This is a genomic window from Sphingomonas sp. BRN-1R, from assembly GCF_057748035.1.
In genome coordinates this window covers 1,786,219-1,805,618 of sequence record NZ_CM173236.1, presented here as the reverse complement: position 1 = coordinate 1,805,618, position 19,400 = coordinate 1,786,219, and the positions used below count along the sequence as shown (strand labels likewise).

The 19,400-nt window shown below is 65.6% G+C and carries 19 protein-coding genes and 1 tRNA gene; 8 read left to right on the top strand and 12 right to left on the bottom strand.

Annotation, left to right across the window (positions count from 1 at the left end; all coding sequences use genetic code 11):
* Positions 1–56: 56 nt before the first annotated feature.
* The 3 genes from parE (at position 57) to AC3ANX_RS08300 (ending at position 3,157) form a co-directional block, all read left to right on the top strand.
* On the top strand, positions 57–2,042 hold the full coding sequence (parE, locus tag AC3ANX_RS08310; protein ID WP_488336524.1) for a DNA topoisomerase IV subunit B: 1,986 nt from the start codon (positions 57–59) through the stop codon (positions 2,040–2,042).
* Between the two features lie 160 nt (positions 2,043–2,202).
* Entirely contained in the window at positions 2,203–2,820 is a 618-nt protein-coding gene (locus AC3ANX_RS08305) for a division/cell wall cluster transcriptional repressor MraZ (protein ID WP_488336523.1), read from the top strand.
* Entirely contained in the window at positions 2,789–3,157 is a 369-nt protein-coding gene (locus AC3ANX_RS08300; RefSeq protein ID WP_488336522.1) for a hypothetical protein, read from the top strand. The genes AC3ANX_RS08305 and AC3ANX_RS08300 overlap by 32 nt, the downstream gene beginning before the upstream one ends.
* A 3-nt stretch (positions 3,158–3,160) precedes the next feature.
* Here the strand turns inward: AC3ANX_RS08300 and AC3ANX_RS08295 are convergent, their stop codons facing one another.
* Genes AC3ANX_RS08295 through AC3ANX_RS08270 form a run of 6 tightly spaced genes read right to left on the bottom strand, consistent with a single transcriptional unit; the run spans position 3,161 to position 6,696 of the window.
* Positions 3,161–3,502 (bottom strand): hypothetical protein, encoded by a 342-nt coding sequence (locus AC3ANX_RS08295; protein WP_488336521.1) that lies wholly within the window; start codon positions 3,500–3,502, stop codon positions 3,161–3,163.
* A complete protein-coding gene (locus AC3ANX_RS08290; protein ID WP_488336520.1) occupies positions 3,495–3,755 on the bottom strand; it encodes a hypothetical protein in 261 nt (86 codons plus the stop codon). The genes AC3ANX_RS08295 and AC3ANX_RS08290 overlap by 8 nt, the downstream gene beginning before the upstream one ends.
* Positions 3,752–4,279, bottom strand: coding sequence for a GNAT family N-acetyltransferase (locus AC3ANX_RS08285; RefSeq protein ID WP_488336519.1), 528 nt, complete (start codon positions 4,277–4,279; stop codon positions 3,752–3,754). Before AC3ANX_RS08285 ends, AC3ANX_RS08290 begins: the two co-directional genes overlap by 4 nt.
* Positions 4,276–5,067, bottom strand: a complete 792-nt coding sequence (locus AC3ANX_RS08280) for a LysR family transcriptional regulator (RefSeq protein ID WP_488336518.1) — start codon at positions 5,065–5,067, stop codon at positions 4,276–4,278. The genes AC3ANX_RS08285 and AC3ANX_RS08280 overlap by 4 nt, the downstream gene beginning before the upstream one ends.
* Positions 5,068–5,077: 10 nt before the next feature.
* Complete coding sequence (gene apaG, locus AC3ANX_RS08275) at positions 5,078–5,476, bottom strand: Co2+/Mg2+ efflux protein ApaG (RefSeq protein ID WP_488336517.1); 399 nt, start codon at positions 5,474–5,476, stop codon at positions 5,078–5,080.
* Between the two features lie 11 nt (positions 5,477–5,487).
* On the bottom strand, positions 5,488–6,696 hold the full coding sequence (locus AC3ANX_RS08270; RefSeq protein WP_488336516.1) for a trans-sulfuration enzyme family protein: 1,209 nt from the start codon (positions 6,694–6,696) through the stop codon (positions 5,488–5,490).
* A 139-nt stretch (positions 6,697–6,835) separates the two neighbouring features.
* On the opposite strand from AC3ANX_RS08270, the gene AC3ANX_RS08265 reads away from it, so the two are divergent.
* Both AC3ANX_RS08265 and AC3ANX_RS08260 read left to right on the top strand, forming a co-directional pair.
* Positions 6,836–8,131: a phospholipid carrier-dependent glycosyltransferase gene (locus AC3ANX_RS08265; protein WP_488336515.1), complete on the top strand. Its 1,296-nt coding sequence runs from the start codon at positions 6,836–6,838 to the stop codon at positions 8,129–8,131.
* A gap of 139 nt (positions 8,132–8,270) precedes the next feature.
* Complete coding sequence (locus AC3ANX_RS08260; protein ID WP_488336514.1) at positions 8,271–8,591, top strand: hypothetical protein; 321 nt, start codon at positions 8,271–8,273, stop codon at positions 8,589–8,591.
* A gap of 39 nt (positions 8,592–8,630) precedes the next feature.
* Here the strand turns inward: AC3ANX_RS08260 and AC3ANX_RS08255 are convergent, their stop codons facing one another.
* The 4 genes from AC3ANX_RS08255 to AC3ANX_RS08240 all read right to left on the bottom strand — a co-directional run bounded on the left by AC3ANX_RS08255 (position 8,631) and on the right by AC3ANX_RS08240 (position 14,208).
* Complete coding sequence (locus AC3ANX_RS08255; protein WP_488336513.1) at positions 8,631–9,233, bottom strand: ATP-binding cassette domain-containing protein; 603 nt, start codon at positions 9,231–9,233, stop codon at positions 8,631–8,633.
* Positions 9,223–9,912: a molybdate ABC transporter permease subunit gene (gene modB / locus AC3ANX_RS08250; protein WP_488336512.1), complete on the bottom strand. Its 690-nt coding sequence runs from the start codon at positions 9,910–9,912 to the stop codon at positions 9,223–9,225. Before modB ends, AC3ANX_RS08255 begins: the two co-directional genes overlap by 11 nt.
* A gap of 130 nt (positions 9,913–10,042) precedes the next feature.
* Entirely contained in the window at positions 10,043–10,795 is a 753-nt protein-coding gene (gene modA, locus AC3ANX_RS08245; protein ID WP_488336511.1) for a molybdate ABC transporter substrate-binding protein, read from the bottom strand.
* A gap of 32 nt (positions 10,796–10,827) precedes the next feature.
* Positions 10,828–14,208 (bottom strand): polysaccharide deacetylase family protein, encoded by a 3,381-nt coding sequence (locus tag AC3ANX_RS08240; protein WP_488336510.1) that lies wholly within the window; start codon positions 14,206–14,208, stop codon positions 10,828–10,830.
* 210 nt (positions 14,209–14,418) lie between these two features.
* Between AC3ANX_RS08240 and AC3ANX_RS08235 the strand changes: the two genes are divergently transcribed.
* Positions 14,419–14,495, top strand: a tRNA-Pro gene (locus tag AC3ANX_RS08235).
* 145 nt (positions 14,496–14,640) lie between these two features.
* Here the strand turns inward: AC3ANX_RS08235 and AC3ANX_RS08230 are convergent.
* Positions 14,641–15,177, bottom strand: coding sequence for a peroxiredoxin (locus AC3ANX_RS08230; RefSeq protein ID WP_488336509.1), 537 nt, complete (start codon positions 15,175–15,177; stop codon positions 14,641–14,643).
* Between the two features lie 87 nt (positions 15,178–15,264).
* Positions 15,265–16,230 carry a CsgG/HfaB family protein gene (locus AC3ANX_RS08225; protein WP_488336508.1) on the bottom strand — a complete coding sequence of 322 codons (966 nt, stop codon included), beginning with the start codon at positions 16,228–16,230 and terminating at the stop codon, positions 15,265–15,267.
* Positions 16,231–16,420: 190 nt separating this feature from the next.
* Between AC3ANX_RS08225 and lepA the strand changes: the two genes are divergently transcribed.
* Both lepA and AC3ANX_RS08215 read left to right on the top strand, forming a co-directional pair.
* Positions 16,421–18,232 (top strand): translation elongation factor 4, encoded by a 1,812-nt coding sequence (lepA, locus tag AC3ANX_RS08220; protein WP_488336507.1) that lies wholly within the window; start codon positions 16,421–16,423, stop codon positions 18,230–18,232.
* A gap of 175 nt (positions 18,233–18,407) precedes the next feature.
* Positions 18,408–19,400 carry a hypothetical protein gene (locus AC3ANX_RS08215; RefSeq protein ID WP_488336506.1) on the top strand — a complete coding sequence of 331 codons (993 nt, stop codon included), beginning with the start codon at positions 18,408–18,410 and terminating at the stop codon, positions 19,398–19,400.

The following is a 19,400-nucleotide window of genomic DNA, read 5'->3' as shown; positions in this document are numbered from 1 at the left end:
CGGTTTGTTCCGGCGCGCTCTAGGCGGAGCGCTCCGGGTGCGCTATCTCGTGCAGCATGTCCGATGAAGATCTTTTCGCCGCCGCGCCCAAGGCCGGCGGTCACGAATATAACGCTTCCTCGATCGAGGTGCTCGAAGGACTGGAGCCGGTGCGCCGTCGCCCCGGCATGTACATCGGCGGCACCGATGAACGTGCGTTGCATCACCTCGCCGCCGAGGTGCTCGACAATGCGATGGACGAGGCGGTCGCGGGCTACGCGACGCGGATCGAGGTCGTGCTCGAACCCGGCAACCGGCTGACCATCGTCGACAACGGGCGCGGCATCCCGGTCGATCCGCACCCCAAGTTCCCCGGCAAATCGGCGCTGGAGGTGATCCTGTCCACCCTGCATTCGGGCGGCAAGTTCGAGGGCAAGGCGTATCAGACCGCGGGTGGGCTGCACGGCGTCGGCATCAGCGTGGTCAATGCGCTGTCGTCGGACACCGTGATCGAGGTGGCGCTCAACAAGACGCTGTACCGCCAGAAGTTCTCGCGCGGGATCACGCTCGGGCCGATCGAGGCGCTGGGGCCGGTGCAGAACCGGCGCGGCACCTCGGTCGCGTTCACGCCCGACACCGACATCTTCGGGCCGGAGATGCTGTTCAAGCCCGCACGGCTCTACAAGCTGATCCGCTCCAAGGCGTATCTGTTCGCCGGGGTCGAGGTGCGCTGGCATTGCGCGCCGGAGTTGCTGACCGATGACACGCCGGCAGAGGCGGTGTTCCAGTTCCCCGGCGGCCTCGCCGATCATTTGCGCGAACAGATCGGCGGGCGCGAGTGCGCGACGGCGGATTTCTTCGTCGGACGGCAGGATTTCCCCAGCGAGCAGGGCCGCGTCGAATGGGCGGTGGCTTGGCCGCTGTGGAGCGACGGCAGCTATAGCTGGTATTGCAACACCATCCCCACCCCCGATGGTGGCACGCATGAACAGGGTCTGCGCGCGGCGCTGGTGAAGGGCGTGCGCGCGTTCGGCGAACTGGTCGGGCAGAAGAAGGCCAAGGACATCGCGCCAGAGGACGTGATGGTCGGCAGCGAGCTGATGCTGTCGGTGTTCATCCGCGATCCGCAGTTCCAGAGCCAGACCAAGGACCGGCTCACCAGCCCCGAGGCGGCGACCTTGGTCGAGCGGGCGGTGCGCGACCATGTCGACCATTTCCTCAGCGACAATATGGAACGCGGCAAGGCGCTGCTCGGCTACATCCTCGAACGGATGGACGACCGGTTGCGGCGCAAGGCCGAACGGGAGGTCAAGCGCAAGACCGCGACCAGCGCGCGCAAGCTGCGCCTGCCGGGCAAGCTGACCGACTGCGCCGCCGACAGCCCCGAGGGCACCGAATTGTTCATCGTCGAGGGCGATTCGGCAGGCGGTTCGGCCAAGCAGGCGCGCGATCGCAAGACGCAGGCGATCCTGCCGATCCGCGGCAAGATCCTCAATGTCGCCTCGGCCACATCGGCCAAGATCCTCGCCAATCAGGAGATCGCCGATCTCATCCAGGCGCTCGGCTGTGGTACGCGCAAGGACTGCAACCCGGAGAATTTGCGCTACGAACGCATCGTCATCATGACCGACGCGGACGTGGACGGCGCGCATATCGCAACGCTGCTGATGACCTTCTTCTTTCAGGAGATGCCCGATCTGGTGCGGCGCGGACATCTGTTCCTAGCGCAGCCGCCGCTGTACCGGATCACGGCGGGCACCAAGAGCCTGTATGCGATGGACGACGCGGACCGCGCGCGCATCGAAAAGGGCCCGTTCAGGAACAAGAAGGTCGAAGTCGCGCGCTTCAAGGGATTGGGCGAGATGAACCCGATGCAACTGCGCGAGACGACGATGGACCCGGCCACGCGCCAGATGCTCCGCATCACGCTGCCGCAGGAATATGAGGAGCGCGCGGGCGTCAAGGATCTAGTCGACCGGTTGATGGGCACCAATCCGGCGCACCGCTTCGCCTTCATCCAGGAGAACGCCGCGCGCATGGACGTGGCCGAACTGGATGCTTGAAGGATCATCCTATTAGACGAAAGTCTAATAAGTGTAACGCGTTAAGCGGCATACCCGGTCAGGGAATACCCTTACAGGCTATGGCCCTAGGGTATTCCTACAATCTTTATACGACTCGTTAACTACGTCTAAACCTCGGTCAACAGCCGGGGGAATGAACATGGGTCGACTGTTCGTAGGGAGTGCGATCTGCGAGATCGGAAGCGGCGGCATCGTCACGCTGCCCGAGCCGTTCTTCGGCACCGTCGCGGCGCGCGGTGCCCGCGAGGATCTGCACGTCGGTCTTCACGACCATCTGAATTGCCTGATCGTCTTCGACTCGGTCGTGCTCAACGAGCGGATCGAACGGTTCGCCTGCGATCAGGTCGTCGGCAGCTTGCCCGACGCGCCCGATCCGCTCGATCGCCTGCGCCGCCATTTCGGTTTCTCGGCGCCGGCCCGTCTCGACGGCAAGGCCCGCCTCACCATCGCGCCGTGGCTCGATGAGCGGCGCGGCGAGGCGCATCACCTTCTCCTCGTCGGCATGGGCCACAGCTTCGAGGTCTGGGATCTCGATTACGTTCTCAACCACGGCCAACGCGATCTCCAGCAGCTCGCCAACCTTCATCTCGATCTTCTCAACGCACAACATACACAGGGAGCCAGCCATGAAGTTTCTTTGCAATTTGTCGGGTCACGTCGCGGCGCCCGTGTCGGTCAGCAATCAGGGCTTCCAGTTCAGCCGTTGCGCGCGTTGCAACCACGACATGATCCGATCGACCGCGTCGACGAACGCTAAGTGGAAGCCGGTGCCCGAAGGGTTCCGGGTCGATTGGGGCGCGACCGACATGGCTGCGTTCAAGAAGAAGACATGGGTGGTGGCGAAGGCGCTCGCGGTGGGCAACGCGGTGGCGATGGTCGCGAGCGCGATCCGCATCGGCGTCTCGGTGCTGCTGTGGCGCATGGTCGACGCACTGAGCGGCGCGGACCGGCACGCCCGCAACGCGCGCGATGCGGCCGGCCGCGTGATCCGCGTGTCGCAGCCCAAGCCGAACTGGAACGTCAGCGTGCAGATCAACGTCGGTCGCGGCCGCAAGACTGACGCGGCGTACCGCCCCGAAGCGCTCGCGGCGTAGTCTTCAGGCGGAGACGCCGAGCCGTGCGAGCCAAGCCTGCGCCTGCTTGGGTTCGCCGACCGCGTTCGACGCGACCCGCCCGCGCGAGGCGAGGAATTCGTGATGCAGCGCGAACGGTTCGATGCCGAGCTGCTCGCGCTTGGCGTCGATCTCTTCGCCGGTCTCAGTGAGCGCATCGACGGTAGGCGCCAGCTTGGCGCGGGCGCGGCGATCCTGCTGATGGTCGAACAGGCCCCACGTGCCGTTTGCGGTGGTGCGCAGCGCCGCGATCAGCATGTCGCGATACTCGGTTTCCAGCTCGGCCCGCCGCAGATCGAGCCGTTCGAGACGATCGGCCTTAGCCATCGCCCTTCATCCGCCGCTGGTGGTATTTTCCGCGCACCGCGATCGCGGCGAGCATATGCAGCGCACCGAGCGCGACGAGCACCAGCGGCAGGACGGTGGGGATCGCGGGCCAGCGCGTGCGCTGAAGTGCGGCCAGCAACGCGCCGATCACCAGCAACGCCACGCCCATGATCCGCACCGGCGCGGCGACCGCGCGCACCTCGCGGCGATATGCGGCAAGCTGCGCCGGGTCACGAAGGTCGGGCGGGGTCATCGCTTCGTCCATTCCTCGGCGAGCAGCCCCCACAGGTTGGAGTCGCGCACGCCGATATGCGTCTCCCACTCGGCACGCAGCACGCCTTCCAGCGTGAAGCCCAGCGCCTCGAGCAGCCGGTTGGAGCCGTGGTTTTCAGGATCGGTGTCCGCGAACACGCGCCGTGCGCCTTCCTCACGGAACAGCAGGTCGAGCAGCCGCGACACCGCCTCACGCGCAAAGCCCTGCCCCCAGGATGCGCGCACCAACAGATAGCCGATCTCAACCACCCCCGGCCGCCGCGTGCCCGCCGCTAACGTGCCGATCGCCGTATCGTCGCCCTTAAGCGTCACCGCCCAGCCGCGCCATGACCCCGTATCGGCGCGCGCGGTGAGGTAATCGTGCGTTTCGGTGACGTTGGCGTGGGGCCCGCTCGACCAGTATCGCATCAGGTCCGCATCGCGGTACGCGGCGTGGAGCGCGGGCGCATCGCTCGCGCGCTGCGGGCGCATCGCCAGACGCGTGCTGGCGAACAGATCGCTCACGCGATCAGCGCCTCGACCAGCGCGCGCACCTTCTTCTGCCGCCACTGAGGTAGCGGTGCGATCAGCCAATAGCCCTTGGCGAACGGCTTCGGCCCGCTCGTCACGACGACGCGCCCGGCGGCGATGTCCGCACCGGCGAGCAGTTCGGGCACGGTCGCGCGCCCCAGCCCCGCCGCCGCCGCGTCGATCGCCAGCCCGGCATCGCCGACGCGCACCAGCGAGACGGCATCGTCGTTGACGCAACCCGGCCATGAGATGCGTGTGTCGGCACCACCGCCCGGCCGCTCGACCGTGACCATGCCCTCCGATTCGAGCGCCTCGCCCTCGTGCTCGCCCGGGCCATCGCCCCATCGGATCGCGAGATCGAGATTGGCTTCGGTGAAGTCGATCGTCTCATCGGCGGAAACGAGGGCGAAGCGCAGCTCGCCGTCGGCGCGCGCGATCCCGGCGAGGCGCGGCATCAGCCACTTCTCGGTCAGGTCGCGTGGTGCCGCGATGGTGAGCGACTTACTGGTCTGCCCCGCCTGCATCGCCCGCACCGCTTCCTCGAACTGGAGAAAGCCGGTGCGCAGCGCCTCGAGCCCGGCCTCACCCTCGGGCGTCAGTTCCAGCCCGCGCGTGGTGCGACGGAACAGCACCACGCCGAGCGTATCCTCTAGCGCGCGGATCTGCTGGCCGACCGCCGCCGGCGTCACCGCCAGTTCGTCGGCGGCGCGGGTGAACGACAGGTGCCGCGCGGCGGCATCGAGCACGCGCAGGCCGTTGAGCGGAAGATGCGTGCGCTTCATACCAGCCGGATCACGCACCCACCGCCGGGGCAAGCAACGCGAACTTGGGAATCTCCACGTCGAACGCGGTCCCGTCCGCGCCGACCATGTGGTACGTGCCCTGCATCGATCCAGTCGGTGTCGAGAGCGGACAACCGGACACATAGTCGAAGCTGCCGCCCGGTGCGATCAGCGGCTGCTCGCCGATCACGCCTTCACCCTCGACCGAGTGGCGCGCGCCACGCCCGTCGGTGATGACCCAGTGGCGAGTCAGCAACTGGATCTCCTGCGCACCCTCGTTCTCGATGCGGATGTGATAGGCCCAGAACCAGCGCCCGCGCGCCGGTTCGGACTGTTCGGGCAGATAGCTGACCGAGACGCGCACCACGACACCGCGCGTCTCCGCGACGTGTGGGAACAGCGACTTCATCGCATCGCCGATCACAGCCCGACCTTTGTCAGCGCCTGGTCGAGATCGTCGATCACGTCCTGCGGATCTTCCAGGCCGACGTTGAGGCGCAGCAGATTGTCGGTCACGCCCATCTCGATGCGCTTGTCCTCCGCGACGCCGTAATGCGTGGTCGAGGCGGGGTGCGTCATCAGCGAACGCGAATCGCCGATGTTGTTCGAGATATCTACGAGTTCGAGCGCATCGAGCAGGCCATGCGCCTGTTTGCGACCGCCATCGACCTCGAACGCGAAGATCGGCCCGCACGCCTCCATTTGCGCCATCGCGAGATTGTGCTGCGGATGGCTGGCAAGGCCGGGGTGGAGGATGCGCGGCACGCGGTTTTCCAGGAACGCGCCGACCTTGAGGCTGTTCTCGCTCTGTCGGCGGATGCGCAGGTCGAGCGTCTCGAGACCTTTCAGCACCACCCACGCGTTGAACGCGCTAAGCGTCGGCCCGGTATTGCGCGTGAAAGGCAGCAGAACGTCGTTGATGAACGCCGAGGTGCCGCACACTGCGCCAGCAAGCACGCGCCCCTGCCCGTCCATCATCTTGGTGGCGGAATAAGCGGTCACGTCCGCGCCCCATTCCATCGGCCGCTGCAACGCGGGCGTGGCGAAGGCATTGTCGACCACCGTGGTGATGCCGCGCGCGCGTGCGATGTCGCACACCGCTTTCAGATCGACCACGTCCATCGTCGGATTGGCGGGCGTTTCGAAGAAGAACACCTTGGTATTGGGGCGGATCGCATCGGCCCAGGCCTGCGGATCGCGCGCATCGACCACGGTCGTCTCGATACCGAATTTCGGGAGCAACGTGTCGGTCAGCCAGCGGCACGATCCGAACGCGGCGCGCCCGCCGACCATATGGTCGCCCATCTGCAACTGGCACAGCAGCACCGCGGTCATCGCCGCCATGCCCGTCGTCATCGTGCGGCACGCCTCCGCACCCTCCAGCAACGCGATGCGGTTCTCCAGCATCTCCACCGTTGGGTTCTGGAGCCGCGAGTAGGTCATGCCGACCTGCTCGCCCGCGAAGCGCGCGGCGGCGTCGCCCGCGCAATCATAGCTGTAGCCCGAAGTGAGGAAGATCGCCTCCGAGGTCTCGCCGAACTCGCTGCGCGCGGTGCCGCCCCGCACGGCCTGGGTTGCGGGCCGCCATTGGCGGGTGATGCTCTGGTCTTGTCCGGTGCGCCGTTTCATGCGGCCTGCTTTGCCGCTCGCGGTCCCTCCCCGTCAATGCCTCGCTTGAAAGGCCGCGTGGAAGCGGGGATAGCGGCACCATGCCGGTAGCTTTGCAACGCCCAATCCGTTCCCCCGCGAAGGTGGGGGTCCAGCAGGTATGAAAACGCGCACCGTCTTCGGCCACCCCGGCCGAGTCGCCGCGTTGATCGGCGTGGGCGCGCAGGCGCTGTTCAGCTATCGGCTCACCACCCCGCACAAGGTGATGTTCGATGAGGTGCATTACGTGCCCGCCGCGCGCAAGCTGCTCGCGCTGGCAATGCCGGCCAATACCGAGCATCCGCTGGTCGGCAAGGAGATCATCGCCGCGGGCATCGCGCTGTTCGGCGACGACCCGCTCGGGTGGCGCGCCTTTTCGACGATTGCCGGCACCGCCACCGTGCTGGGCGTGTTCTGGATCCTGTGGCTCGCGTTCGGCCGCACGCGCACCGCGGCGCTGGGCGCGGGCTTCGCGCTGCTGAACTTCACGGTTTTCATCCAGGCGCGGATCGCGATGCTCGACGGGTTCATGGCCGCGTTCGTCGTGCTGGCGACCGCCGTGCTGCTATGGGCGATGCGCGCGAAGACCGGGCGTGGGGCGTGGCCGCGCTGGCTGCTCGGCGCGGTGCTGCTCGGGCTTGCGGTCGGCGCGAAATGGACGGCGGTGCCGTTCGTCGCCTACGCCGCGATCGCCTTCGTCGCGGTGCGGCTTGCCGAAGCACGCCGGGCCGGACGTTCGGTGTGGTGGGCGCTCAACGCGGGCGGGCACGCATACTGGCCGGGTCTCGCGGCGGTGCCGGCGTTGTTGCTGCTCGGCATCGTCTCGATCGGCGCGTATTTCGCGACGTTCGCGCCCGCGCTCTATTACCATGACATGCCGCTGCGTTTCGATGAGCTGCTGTGGTTCCAGCGCGCCATGTACGCGCAGCAGACGCAGGTGCTGCCGAGCCATCCGTATCAGTCGCAGTGGTGGAGTTGGCCGCTGATGATCCGCCCGATCTGGTATCTGTACGAGGAGGTCGACGGCGCGACGCGCGGCGTGCTGATGGTCGGCAATCCGGCCGTGCTGTGGGGCGGGCTCGTCGCGATCGGCGCGTGTCTCCATGCGGGCTGGCGCGACCGTTCGATCAAGCTGCCCGCCATCGCCGCGCTTTGGGCTGGCGCTTACCTGCCGTGGATCGTCATCCCCAAATCGCTCGGCTTCTTTTATTATTATTATCTGCCGAGCATCTTGCTGCCGGTCGCGATCGCGGCAGCGCTTCAGCGCTTCTGCAAAGGGCGGTTCGCGCGTTGGGACGAATATGCGCTGCTCGTGGCGCTGGGGCTGTTCGCATTCTTCTACCCGATCCTTTCGGCCGCACCGTTGGCGGGGCCGCAAAGCTTCCACCGCTGGATGTGGTTGCCGACCTGGCCGTAACACTCTCGTGATGGCGTCCTGAACCGTAATCTCGAATCGCGAGCGAAACGAGGGAGCCTTGCGCGCAGATGTGCGTTCAACGGGCGTGCAGCAGAAACAGCTGCCCGTTTTTTTGCCCGTTTTTTGCAGGAGTGAATCGATGAAGCTGATGATGCTCGCCGCGCTGGCGATTGCCGCCCCCGTCGCCGCTTTCGCCCAGACGACGCCGGCCCCCGATCCCGCGATGTCGCAGCCCGCTCCAGGTGCCGATGCCGCCACCGCAGCACCCGCAACTGCGGCTCCGGCAGCCGATCCCGCCGCGACCGCAGCCCCTGCGCCGCAGATGGGCACCCCCGCCGCCAATCCGGCACCGGCCGCGCAGGACAGCTATCCGGTCTGTTCGGCGACCGTGAAGGACCAGTGCCGCGAGGGTGCCGGCGGCGGCAAGCACACGATGACGCACCGCAAGCACAAGAAGTAAGCATCTGGGGGCGGGCGCATGCGCTCGCCCCTTCCACCGTCAGACCGGGACGATACGCGTGCCGATGCGTTCGGCTTCGCCTGCGTCGTGAGTCACCATCAGGATCGGCAGCCGCGTGACATCGCGGATATGCTCGATCGCGACGAGGATCTCCTCGCGGCGACCCCGATCGAGCGACGACAGCGGCTCGTCCAGCAGCAGAAACGCCGGATCGCTCAGCAACGCTCGGCCGATCGCGACACGCCGCGCTTCTCCGCCCGACAAGGTACGCGGCCAGCGATCGAGCAGATCGTCGAGGCCGAGAAAGCCGATCGCATCGAGAGCAAGTCCGCCGCCAGACGCGCCGTACCGCAGATTATCGCGCACACGCAGATGCGGAAACAGGCGCGGCTCTTGGAACACATAGCCGACCCGCCGCCGTTCGGGCGGAACATCGACCCCCGTCGCGGAATCGAACAGCGCTGCGCCGCAGACCCGGACATGCCCCGCATCGGGCCGCAACAGCCCTGCGATCATGTTGAGCACGCTCGTCTTGCCCGCGCCCGAAGGCCCGAACAGCACGGTCGCGCCCGTTTCTGCGGCGAGCGTGAAGTCGATCCGCGTCTCGCCGAGGCGCTTCACGACATGAACGTCAAACGCCACCCTGCCCCCTTCCCGTACGGCGCACGAGCAGTTCGGACGCCACCAGCGCCGCCAGCGACAGCGCTACCGACATCGCCGACAGCCGCCAAACCAGAGCATCGCCGTCCGGCTGCTGGAGCGCGCTGTAGATGGCAAGCGGCAGGGTCTGCGTCTCGCCCGGCACGTTCGACACGAACGTAATCGTCGCGCCGAACTCGCCGAGCCCGCGCGCGAAACCAAGCACCAGCGCAGCGAGCACGCCAGGCAGGCTGAGCGGCAGGGTTATGGTCCGGAACACCCGCCAGCGCCCTGCGCCGAGCGTACGCGCGGCATTTTCGAGCCTGTTGTCGATCGCCTCGATCGACAGCCGCATCGCGCGCACCATCAGCGGCAGCGCCATCACGCCTGCCGCAATCGCCGCGCCGGTCCAGCGGAACAGCACGGTCACGCCGAACCAGCGCATCAGCGACACGCCGAGCGGTCCGGCGGGCGCGAACAGGATCAGCAGCACCCAGCCCGTCACCACCGGCGGCACCACCAACGGCAGGTGGATGATGGCATCGACCAGCACCTTGCCCGGAAACGTCACGCGCGCGAGCAGCCATGCGAGCGCGAAGGCGAGCGGCAACGTCACCGCAATGGCGACAAGACCGACGCGAAGCGAAAGCGCGACGATCTGCCATTCGGTCACGGTCAGCATTCTGCGGCCGCCCTATTCCGGCGGTTCGTGCTGAGCGAAGTCGAAGTGCATGCCGACAGCACCGAAGCCGCCGCATGTCGTTCGACTCCGCCCAGGACGAACCGATGAGGGCGCGCTCGCCCCGGCGCGCTCACTTGGCCGAAAAGCCGTAACGCACGAAGATCGCCTTGCCCACGCCGCTCAGCAGGAAGCGGCGGAAACCCTCACCCTCGGCGTTGCCCGACGCAGCCAATCGCGCGAGCGGATAGGTGATCGGCGGGTGCGTGTTCTCCGGGAACACGCCGGCGACGCGCACCTTCGCCGAAGCCCGCGCGTCGGTCGCATAGACGATGCCGAACGGTGCGGCGCCACGTTCGACCAGCGCGAGCGTCGCACGCACGTTCTCGGCCGAAACGATATGCGGCCGCACCACCGCCAGCACGCCAAGCCTCGTCAGAGCCTCGCGCCCGTACTTGCCCGCCGGCACCGACGGATCGGCCATCGCCAGCGGCCCGGCGGAGAGGAACCGCGCCAGCCGCACGCCGCCCGCTGGCGCGCGCACCGTGCTGCCGGCGGCGGCGACGATCACCAGCCGGTTGCCGAGAAAGGTCGAGCGCGTTGCGGGCGCGATAAGGTGTTTCGCGGCAACCTCATCCATCCAGTCCTCGTCCGCCGACACGAACAGGTCGGCACGCGCGCCCGCTTCGATCTGCCGGGCCAGTGCGGAGGAGCCCGCGAAGGAAATCACCGGTCGGGGATGCCCCTTTGCCGCCCAGGCATCGGCGGCGGCGTTCATCGATTCCTGCAAGCTCGCCGCCGCAAGCACCAGCGGCGGCGCGGGCGGCGCAGCGATGGCGGCGCTCGCGGTGAGCAGCAGCAGGGCGGCGAGGAGACGGTTCAGCATATCCGCCGATATACAGCCTCAGTACCGCAAGGCTACATATTGACGCGCCCCGTCCGCGCCAGCTTGCCCCAGCCGACCTTCGGCCCGCGCAACGCCTGGGTGATCGCCTTCAACACGACGTAATACATCACCTGTCGGTAGCCGATCCGCTGCGGGATCAGCAGCCACAGCAACTTCCAGTTCTCGCGCCGCTCGAGCGCGAAGGCGATCGTCGCGGCCAGCACGTCGATCGCGGTGAACACCAGCCAGTAGATCAGCATCGTATAAACGTCGTGCTGGGTCTGCGCCCAGCCGTGCGCGCGCACCGCGATATAGGTCATCACGAAGCTGACGATCAGCGCGAGATCGATGATCGGCGAGATCGCCGCCAGCACGATCTGGAACAGGATCGCCTGCGGCAACCCCACGCGCGCGAGGCCCGCCGGCTTGCCGCGCGCGATGATGATGCCATGCTTCCACAGGCATTGCAGCGTGCCGTACGCCCAGCGGAAGCGCTGCTTGGCGAGGCCCTTGAAGCTTTCGGGGCTCTCGGTCCAGGCGACGGCGTACTGGTCATAATGCACTTTCCAGCCGGCGCGCTGGATCGCGATGGTGAGATCCTGATCCTCGGCAAGCGTGTCGTCCGGATAGCCGCCGACGCTGCGGATCGCCTCCAGCCGCCACGCACCGACCGCGCCGGGCACCACCGTCATCGCCTCAAGCCGCGCGAGCGCGCGCCGTTCGAGATTCTGCGCAGTGATATATTCGAGCGCCTGCCAGCGCGTGATGAGGTTCACCCGGTTGCCGACCTTGGCGTTGCCTGCCACCGCGCCAAGTGCGGGATCGACGAACCAGCGCGCCAGCCGCGCGATCGTGGTCGGCTCGAACTGGGTATCGGCGTCGAGCGCGATGACGATCTCGCCGGTCGCGAGCGCGAGGCCCTGGTTGAGCGCGCGCGCCTTGCCGCCGTTCTCCAGCGTGAGCAGCCGGACGCGCGGTTCGTCGGCGAAGACAGTGCGGACGATCTCGCTGGTGCGGTCGCTCGATCCGTCGTCGATGACGATCACCTCGAGCCGCACGTCGATGCTGGCGAGCACGGTGCGCACGGAGCGCTCGATCACTGCCTCCTCGTTGAAGGCCGGGATCATCACCGTCACGAACCGCGCGGGGTCGATCGCGGGGAACACCGTCCGCCCCTCGCGTCGCGCCTGGATCAGCGCGAGTGCGGAGAGCGTCAGCGCGCGCGCGATGCCGATCGTGATCGCGAAGAAGAACAGCCAGCCGAGCGCGACGACGATCGAGCCGAGCGCGGTGAACACGAACAGATCGGCCGACGACGCGAGCCGGTCGCTCGCCGAGATCGGAGGCATTGCGACGTTGCGCGGGATACCCGCGAGCGTCGACACCGGCACGAAGCGGATGCCCTTGGCGCGGAGCTGCTGGATGATGATCGGCAGCGCCTCCACTGTCTGTTGGCGATTGCCGCCGCCGTCGTGGAGCAAAATGACGTTGTGGCTGCACGACGCATCCGATTGCGCGTTACAGGCGGGCGGCGGGTACACCTCGCTCACCACCTTGTCGATGATCGGCTGCACGCCCGGCCGCTTCCAGTCGTCGGGATCGACATGCAGTCCAACCGAGATATAGCCGCGGTTCTGCGCCTGGAGCGCCGGCTCGATTTCGTCGGCGGTGGTCGGCTCGGCGTCCCCGAAATAGGGCGCGCGGAACAACCGCAGCGATCGCCCGGTGAACGCCTGGAACAGCCGCTGCGTGGTGTTGAGCTGGAACGCCGTCTCAGTGTCGGTCGACCCCGCCATATTGGGATGCGTGTAGCTGTGGCTGCCGACCTCATGGCCTTCGCGCACCATCCGTTCGAGGAGGCTACGCTGGGTCAGCGCATTCTCGCCGATCACGAAGAACGTGGCAGGGACGTGATTGGCCTTGAGGATGTCGAGGATCTTGGGCGTCCACGTCGGATCGGGCCCGTCGTCGAAGGTCAGCGCGACCTCGCCCGGTTTGTAGCCGGTGCGCTGCACCACATAAGGCGACGGCAGTCGTGTGAAATCGACTCGATCGATCAGCCCGTTGGCGGGGTTGAGCGTCGCATTGCGTTGCCCGGTGACAGGCACGCCGGCGATCTTGAGGATTTCGCCGTTGCCGTCGATATCGACATCGGTGCCGACCGGAATGGCGTTCATCGCCTGTGGCCCGGGCAGCACACGATGCGACCGCCCGAAGACCGACCACAGCCCCGGGTCTTCCGAACCCAGCCGCCACAGTGCGACCGCGCCGAGCTTCGCGCGATTGAGGAAGCGGATCTGGTTATAGGCCGAGGGCGCGTCGAGCAGCCACAGGACGTGGCGGACATTGCCTTCCTGATAGGCGAAACCGGTATTGCCGCTCGCCTTGTCGAACACGGGCGTCGCGCCCGATTCACGCGCAGCCTCCCACGCTTCGTCGATCGCCACCGGATCGCCACCGGCCGCGCTGTCGCTGTGCCAGTCGTAGCCGTAATTGCCGATCGCAACGACGATCTTGCCGCGCGGCACGCCGTTCGCGGCCTGCGCGACCGCACGCTCGAACCAGCTTTGCGAGGCGATCGGACCGGGCGGGCTGCTCAGTTCGTGTTCGTCATACGCCATCAGGAAGACGCGATCGACGACGCTCGCGAACGCCTTCACGTCCCAACTGTCCTCGCCGACCGGCACCGCGATCGCCACCACCCAGCCGCGCTTGGCGAAGCGCGCCTTGGCTTCGCGCAGGAACGCACGGTAATCGGGCAATGCCTTGCGCGGGAGTTCCTCGAAATCGAAGAACGCGCCGCCGGCCTGGTTCGCCACGAGCCACGGCTCCAGTTTGTCGAGCAGAGCGCGCCGCTGCACGGGATCGTGCAGCAGCGCGGCCATGCCCGTGCCATCCCATTCGCCCTGCTGCGCGTTCTGGATCATCGGCAGCAGCAGCGGGCGACGCTGCGCGCGATTGAGGATTTCCTTGCCGGCGGTGTCGCGAAACACGGTGATATGGTGGTTGGCGCCCGTGACGCTTACCCAGCCGGGGATCAGCCAGTCGAGATCGTTGATATGCCGACGCAGCGACGAGGCGCTCGACGGATCCCACGGCACATGGAAGGCGATCGCGAGCGGCGCGTCATCGCCCGGCTGCACGCCGCGCGCGGGCGCACCAGTCAACAGGCGCGCATAATCGAGCAATTGGCGGCGGGTGCGTTTGAGCAACGGCTCATGCGGCGGCGGCAGGCGCACCAGCGCGGGGTGCTCGGCATCGACCGGCAGCAGCGGCGCAGGCGGCACCACGCCGATCGACAGACCGAGCGCGACCAGCGAGAGGATGACGAGCACGATGAAGGCACCGATCGCAAAGGCGAACCGCCGCCGCCGGCGCCCCGACGCATCGAAGAAGATCGGCGCGTTGGACATAGACCCTGAAATTCTCCCGTTACGGTCCCACCCTTATCAGCGCGATTGCCGCCCCGGAAGCCGCCACCGCGATGACAAAGCGTTCATCCGGGATCGTGCGTAGCCGCCGCCCCCGGGCGCCTTGTGCCGTGAACCGGCTCCTCGATTTTCCGCGATTTAGCGCTTGATCGAGTCAGGTCATCCCGCTAGAGGCGCCCTCCTGCAATGTGTCGGGGCGTGGCGCAGTCTGGTAGCGCACTGGTCTCGGGGTCCAGGGGTCGTAGGTTCGAATCCTATCGCCCCGACCATTGCAGCATCTTTCCCCGAAACGCCTCGAACATCTTCGGACGCTATCGCGCTGGCCGTGCCGCTTCGGCATGAGTGTGTCGCGCGGACAAGGCACGGCGTCGACGCCCGCCGGACCGGCGAGCGCGAGACGGATGCCCGGACCGGTCAGCCCTTCTTGGCGGCGAGCGCCTTCACCGCCGCCATCGTGCCGGAAACATGACCCTCGGGGCTCGGCTCCGACAAGACGTAGGCGATGGTGCCGTCCTTCGCGATCACGAACGAGGTGCGGTTCGACCAGCCGGTCTTCTGCGGCAGCGTCACGTCATAACCGGCGATCGTGGCAGGCGTCGCCACGCCGACCGGGAACTTGTTGCGGCACTCCTGTACCGAAAATTCCTTGATGCGATCGACGTTGCCCGCGGTCAGCCCGATCAGCGTCGCGCCCTGCTTCTTATATTCGTCAGCAGCCTCGGCGAACTCATGCGCCTCGATCGTGCAGCCCGAAGTGAAGGCGGCGGGGAAGAAGTACAGCACGACCGGCCCCTTCTTCAGCGCGCTTTGCAACGTGAAGGTGAAGTTCTTGCCGCCGACCGCGGCCTGCGTGGTGAACAGCGGCGCCTTGGCGCCGACCGCGAGTGCGGCATGTGCGGGCGCCGCGAGCGCGAGCGAACCGGCGGCGAAGGCAGCGAGGAACTTCAGCATGGATCGTCTCCTAATCGAACATGCGGTCTCTACGCCTTCGGTCGTTCCGCCGCCAGCACGATCGGGGCCGGCGGCGGTGACACATGCTTACTGCGTCGGACCGAGCTTGGTGTTGAGTACCCAGCCGACATTGTCGTTCTCGTCGGCGACTTCCCACCACAGCCCGTTCTTGTTGCCGGTCGGATAGACGATCGAGCCGGGCGGGAGCGTGCGGATCGTCTTGCCGCTAGCCGCGGCGGTGGCGTGCATCGCGACCGGCGCGAGCGCACTAAACGTCTTGGCCGGAGTCGCCTGCGCGGTGCCTGCGTCGCCGGGATTGACGAGGCCGAGGCCATTCACCAGCTTCGCATACGCCTGGATGAACGCCAGCGTGACGATGCGGCCGATATCGGTGTTGTCATAGCCGCCGCCGACCGCGCCGACGCCGCCGCCGAAGAAGCCGACCCCGCCGCCCGCGCCAAAGCTCAGGCTGTTCTTTGCGGCATAGCCGTCCTCGGTGGCGATCGTCTCGGTCGTGCGCACGTTGGTGATGGAGAGAACGGTGTTCGCCTCCATCTTCTTGCTGCCGATGCCGCCGACCAGCGCGCCGAAGCGACCGCCAACCAGACCGCCGAGGCCGGCACCGATGCCGCTGCCGCCCGAATTGCTGTTCGCCGCCTGCACTTCGGCCTGAAGCACATAGTCAGCCGCCTTGATCTGGCCGACGCCGACGTTGGCGCCGCGCTGATGGCCGAGATCGCCACCGATGTCGCGCTCGCGCTGCGCGGCCTGGAGCCCGCTGCCACGATCGACCAGGTTGAAACAGCCCGAACGCTGCACCAGCACCTTGAGCAGCTTCTGCGGCGGCGCCAGACTATATTGCGTCCAGCCGCGCGGATCATCGCCATCGACGATCGAAATGGTGCCGAGCTTCTTATAGCAGTGCGGCACGTCGTTCATCGTCGCGTCCTGCGTCTTCTGGGTGCCCGAAGGCCGAGCCAGACGCTGCGCGGATGCGGTGGCAGGCGCCAGCGCCAACCCGACCATCATCGCCGCCGAAATCACATTCCGCATGAAAACCCCCGTCTTGTGCGATCCACGCCGATGCTTCGGCTGCGGATGCCGTAAAGATAACTGCGACCCCGACGATGACGCGCGTATCATTTTGCACTCACGCTTGCGAGTCTGTTGATCGCCACGCTTTGGCTTATCGGCCAAGCAATGCTATCGGCGCTCCCTAAACCCGCTTCACAGAATGGCCGACGTGACCACTCCACTCGAAAAGATCCGCAATTTCAGCATCATAGCCCATATCGATCATGGGAAGTCGACGCTTGCCGACCGGTTGATCCAACAGACCGGGGGCCTCAGCGATCGCGAGATGTCCGAGCAGGTGCTCGACAATATGGATATCGAGAAGGAGCGCGGCATCACCATCAAGGCGCAGACGGTGCGCCTCGCCTACAAGGCGCAGGACGGCGAGACCTATACGCTCAACCTGATGGACACGCCGGGCCATGTCGACTTCGCCTATGAGGTGAGCCGCAGCCTCGCCGCGTGCGAGGGCGCGCTGCTGGTGGTGGATGCGGCGCAGGGGGTGGAGGCGCAGACGCTCGCCAACGTGTACCAGTCGATCGAGCATGACCATGAGATCGTGCCCGTCATCAACAAGATCGACCTGCCCGCCGCCGATGCCGAGAAGGTGAAGGCCGAGATCGAGGAGGTGATCGGCCTCGACGCCTCCCAAGCGGTGCTCACCTCGGCCAAATCGGGCATCGGCATTGCAGACGTGCTGGAAGCGGTGGTCACGCGCATTCCGCCGCCAAAGGGGGACGCCTCCGCGCCCTTGAAGGCGATGCTGGTCGATAGCTGGTACGACCCGTATCTCGGCGTCGTCATCCTGATCCGCGTGATCGACGGGGTTCTGAAAAAAGGCCAGAACGTCAAGTTCATGCAGGCCGGCACCGAGCATCTCGTCGACCGGGTCGGCTGCTTCCGCCCCAAGATCGAGCAATTGCAGGACCTCGGGCCGGGCGAGATCGGCTTCATCACCGCGCAGATCAAGGACGTTGCGCAGGCGCGCGTCGGCGATACGCTGACCGATGTGAAGCGCCCTGCCCTCGAACCGCTGGCGGGCTTCAAGGAAGTGCAGCCGGTGGTGTTCTGCGGACTGTTCCCGGTCGATGCCGCCGATTTCGAGAAACTGCGCGAATCGATCTCCAAGCTGCGGCTGAACGATGCGAGCTTCTCGTTCGAGATGGAAACCTCGGCAGCGCTGGGCTTCGGCTTCCGCTGCGGGTTCCTTGGGCTGCTGCACCTGGAAATTATCCAGGAGCGGCTGACGCGCGAATACGACCTCGACCTCATCACCACCGCGCCTTCCGTGGTGTACGAGATCGAGCTGACCCATGGTGGCGGGCAGATCGAACTGCACAACCCCGCCGACATGCCCGACCCCAACAAGATCGAGAGCATTTCCGAGCCGTGGATCCTCGCGACGATCTACGTGCCCGACGAATATCTCGGCTCGATCCTGAAACTGTGTCAGGACCGGCGCGGCATTCAGAAGGACCTCACCTATGTCGGCGGGCGCGCGCAGGCGACGTATGAACTGCCACTCAACGAAGTGGTGTTCGATTTCTACGATCGGCTGAAATCGCTGTCGAAGGGCTATGCCAGCTTCGACTACAGCCAGATCGGCTACCGCGACGGCGATCTCGTCAAGATGGGCATCCTCGTCAACGAGGAGCCGGTCGACGCGCTGAGCATGATCGTCCACCGCTCGACCGCCGAGGTGCGCGGGCGCGGCATGGTCGAGCGGCTGAAGGAATTGATCCCGCGCCACATGTTCAAGATCCCGATTCAGGCGGCGATCGGCGGCAAGGTGATCGCGCGCGAGACGATCAGCGCGATGCGCAAGGACGTGACCGCGAAATGCTATGGCGGCGACGCGACGCGCAAGCGCAAGCTGCTCGACAAGCAGAAGAAGGGCAAGGCGCGGATGCGGGAGTACGGCTCGGTTTCGATCCCGCAGGAAGCCTTCATCGCCGCCCTGAGAATGGGCGACGAGAATTAGGAAGCGCGTCAGGCTAAGCGCAGCTTAGCCTTGGATCGAAACCGAGCCCGGCCGGCGGCGCGAAAGCGCCGTCCGACGACGCGGCTTTGCCGCGGCGGCACCATTTTCCCGCGCATAACTTACCGGCGCGTTATTGAAGCTTTGAGCTAGGAAGCGACCTTGTTATGGCTGGGGCATGACAACACTTCATCCAGTTCTGCCTGATCGCTATGAGACCCTAAAGCGCAAAGCATCCGATGAACTAGAAACTATTGTCGTTCCTGTCGCCAGCGCGCTCAACATGATTGACGACATCTATGCGCGTATGCGCTCCGCCGGGCGCGGCGGTTTCTTAGTTCTTCGCGGACAATCCGGCGCAGGCAAATCGACATTCCTACACACGCTCCCGTTTTTTCGAGATGATGTGCAGGTACGCTCTGTCGCTGGTGCGCAGGATATAAAAACGTACTTTTCGGACGCGCAACTAGTGGGTGCTGGATTAAGTATATATGTACTTGAAGAACGAGAAGCTTTACGCTCTTATACTGATCGAGAGTTAGAAGATTGGCTTCATACAATTAATGGTTTCATTCGCTCAGAGAATGGCGAAGGATCTTTAGTAGTTTGGCCGTGCAACACAGATGAACTGCGCGATCGCGTTGTTGCACTTGCAGCAAGGATTGGTGGCGAATCGCTTCTTGGTATTACAGGCCAAACGCCTGAGTTCTTAGGCCCAGAAAAAAGTCAATACATCGAGATCGCAGAGCGAACTCTTTCGACGTTGAACCAAGGTTCCGGTCTAGCGGATTTAGGTCTGACAAGTGATGACGTGTCGGAGTTCGCGTCTTTGTCGTCGACAATAGGCGGATTTATGACCCGTCTTAGCTCTACGATCACTGAGCGCAGCAAAAATGTCCAAAAACTGGTAGGAAAGGAACAGTGCAGGCTTTGGATTGTAGTCGCTGCTGGCAATGATCCCGAAGGCGAGGTCAGCGGTCTAACAAGAGGAAAATCTGCGTCGATTGACACGGAGCGCCTTATGACTTCAACGGGCGCCAACATCGTAGCTGAGTTAAAAAAATATCCGGACAAAATTGGCTGCTTGGCAGTGTTCTTGATGCACGTATTCTACATCTTCCGGTCTTGGCTGCTTCCGAGATTATGCGCTCGTTTGGTAGCGCTCATTTGA